The organism is Microvirga tunisiensis, assembly GCF_009296175.1.
GTDB classification, from domain to species: domain Bacteria; phylum Pseudomonadota; class Alphaproteobacteria; order Rhizobiales; family Beijerinckiaceae; genus Microvirga; species Microvirga tunisiensis.
The window spans coordinates 1-2,922 of sequence record NZ_VOSK01000548.1 but is presented as its reverse complement, the minus strand read 5'-3'; the positions used below and the strand labels follow the sequence as shown (position 1 = coordinate 2,922).

Below are 2,922 nucleotides of genomic sequence, written 5' to 3'. Positions count from 1 at the left end.
GCATTACCTCGCCCACCAGACCTTCACCGGACCTGAAGACCTCGACCAAGCCATCCACGAAGCCATCATGAAGCGCAATCACGAACGAAGCCGTCATCCGTTGGTCAACCAGCGAATCCCTGCTTAGGGCGCGGTATTAGCTACATTGATAACAGCAATTACCATCAAACTTATCATTAGAGGTAACTCCTTAGCCGTAAGGGGGATAATGAGTGTCGGACTTGCACACGATCAATGAGCGCTATAATCAAGTTCTAACCGTCCCTGATCAAAGAAAATATCCAGGTGTAAAGCTTTGGTCCTGAGACCTCCGAAGGCAATGTCGGCAAACACATGGTTGCCAAACCTGCTACATGAGCGCCTTGGTGAGGCCCTCTTACTGAAGAACAAGGTGAATATGACGATCTTCTGTACCCAGTACTGCGGAAATGCCAAGCAGCAGAGCCAAAATTGTTCTTGTTCCCTGTTTAACGAGGAGCATCGATCAGTCGTCTTGTTACGAAGCAGCTAGCCGCATGATCATAACAGTTTCTGCTCTGACATGGAATTAGCTGAGCAACCTGCGCTATGGAGATTGGCACGTGGTATCTTTTCGGTTGATCCTCGCTCTCTTAATTTTAGCTTCTCCGGTCGTAGCTCGTGCTGCTGACAGTGGCGTGGAAGGATATACCCTTGGACCCCAAGACCGCCTGATGATACGCGTTCATACCCTCCGAAAGAACGCCGGTGAGATATATCCTTGGGCAGCTCTCAATGGTGAGTTTTCTGTTGGCGCGAACGGATCAGTATCGATGCCAATTATGGGAGAGATTCCTGCCGCTGGCCGCTCTACTGCCGAGCTTGCACATGTTATTAGCGAAGCCCTCAAGCAAAAAGCTGACCTTGCTGAGACGCCTTCAACCTCTGTGGAAGTGGTCAAGTACCGACCATATTTTGTGACCGGAGCCGTGCAACAACCTGGCAGGTTCGATTATCAACCCAGTCTCACAGTTCTTCAAGCTGTTAGCACAGCCCAAGGAATCTCGCGTGCGGCTGATCTTACCGGTGCCGATCGCGAGATCATTGCCGCTGGAGGAGATCTGCGGGTCTTGGACGCTGAGCGTATTGCACTTGAAGCCAAGGTCGCTCGGCTAACAGCGGAGGTTTCTGAGGCTGCAAATGTAACCTATCCCAGTAAGTTAATTGAGCGTTCGTCCGATCCACGGATTGCGAGAGCAATGCGGGAAGAGATCCTTAGGTTTGAGGCTCGACGCGAGGCACTCAAATCGGAGGTAGAAGCAATCGAGAGATCCAAAATTCTACTCCGCCAGGAATTAGCAGCGCTCGAAGTAAAGGCCAAATCGCTTGACCAACTGGCTACAATCACCCAACGAGAGGTCCAGTCTGTGAACGAGCTCCTGTCGAAGGGGCTGACAGTAGCACCGCGGGCGCTTTCTGCGGAAAGTAACCGGGTAATGCTCGAAAGCAATCGTCTCGACGTGCAGGCGGCGACGCTGCGAGCGCAGCAGAGTTTGGCCCGCGCAGATCGAGATGTTGTTGAGATCCGCACCAAGTATCGCAGGGAAGCTCTGGATGACATGGCCACGGCTCGCTCGCTGCTTGATCAGAATGCTGAAAAAGCGCAAACATCAGAGCGGCTCCTGCAAAATGCAAAGTTGCGCGCTAACGCCTTCGGCGATGGCATTGATGATCCGATTCCAGTTTATGAGCTGACCCGCCTTACACCATCTGGGCCGGTCACATGGACAGCGGCAGAGAACGAAGCCGTCAAGGCCGGTGATGTGCTTCGTGTAATGCTGGTTTATCCAAACCGCCGCAAAAGCAGTGCAAGTGCAGAAGGAGAACCTGCATCTCCGCCACAAGCGGAAGCACAACTTACTGTGCAACCTCCTTTGCCTAAGCGATCCGAGCGATCCAAGTGACCATGCTCGAGTGGAGTGAGCGACTGAAGCAATCCCGGTGTAGTTCTTGCCGAGGCTACAAATGGGCTGGGGCAAGCCGCAGTCAGTCAGGCCCTCAAATAGCAGAATTGAACGCGATCATATACACGATCTTTGAGTTCCATGATGCATCACGTGCTATCCCCCGAAGCATGGATCTCCCAAAGGTAGCGGACGTCGTCGATTTCAACTAAAACGTCTGCAGATATTCGCATGGCTCGCCATCTTGCGGGTAAGCGATGTTCTAGCCGCACCTTACATTCGCATGTCTGAGCAGCGAGACTGACGATCTTGGATTGAAGATCGTTTTGTGTCGATGGTTGACCCTATGCTTGAGCCGCCGCGGCCGGTGCGGCGCCTGGAAGTGATCACCGGAGCCGGCGGACGCCGGCGCTGGTCAGCGGATGAGAAAGCACGAATCCTGGAGGAAGCGATGGCGCCGGGCGCGGTGGTGTCCGAAGTGGCTCGCCGGCATGGCATGTCGCCTCAGCACCTGTTCACCTGGCGTCGTCAGGCCAAGCGCGAGGCGGACGATCCTCCACTGGCATTTACCCCGGTTGTTGTCGCCCCTGACGTGCCGCAACCCACTCCGGCAGACTGTCGGGAGGCGGTGATCGAGCTTGCCGTGGCGGGCGCCGTCATTCGCGTCCCGTCCGGAGCCGATGGAGCGACCTTGGCCCTTGTGCTGCAAACCCTCAAGAGCCTGCGATGATCGGACCGACGGGTGCTGTCTGTGTCCTGGTGGCCACCAAGCCGGTCGACTTCCGCAATTATGTGGAGTGCCAGATTATGCGGAGTCCGCAGCGGTCCGAGCGACTTCGCCCTTTTTATCCAATAGCTTAGGCCGTTCTGGAGTAATAGGGGCAAAACCGTTGGCGATCACGCTAAGGAGCAGCGGTCGCTGACCAGATCTGCCAGGCGCGGGACGGCTGGCGCATCAGCAATTCCCAGTCTATCGCCAAGATAGCTCCAGAATGACACT

2 protein-coding genes are annotated in these 2,922 nt (G+C 55.0%); both read left to right on the top strand.

Going from position 1 to position 2,922, the window contains the following annotated elements:
- Window positions 1-581: 581 nt before the first annotated feature.
- Entirely contained in the window at window positions 582-1,922 is a 1,341-nt protein-coding gene (locus FS320_RS41040; protein WP_162003589.1) for a polysaccharide biosynthesis/export family protein, read from the top strand.
- Between the two features lie 334 nt (window positions 1,923-2,256).
- Window positions 2,257-2,652, top strand: a complete 396-nt coding sequence (gene tnpA, locus FS320_RS41035) for an IS66-like element accessory protein TnpA (protein ID WP_152718304.1) — start codon at window positions 2,257-2,259, stop codon at window positions 2,650-2,652.
- Window positions 2,653-2,922: the final 270 nt, after the last annotated feature.

Bases quoted from the DNA above. Each gene is read 5' to 3' on its own strand.
- tnpA (WP_152718304.1), top strand. From the start codon at position 2,257: ATGGTTGACCCTATGCTTGAGCCGCCGCGGCCGGTGCGGCGCCTGGAA.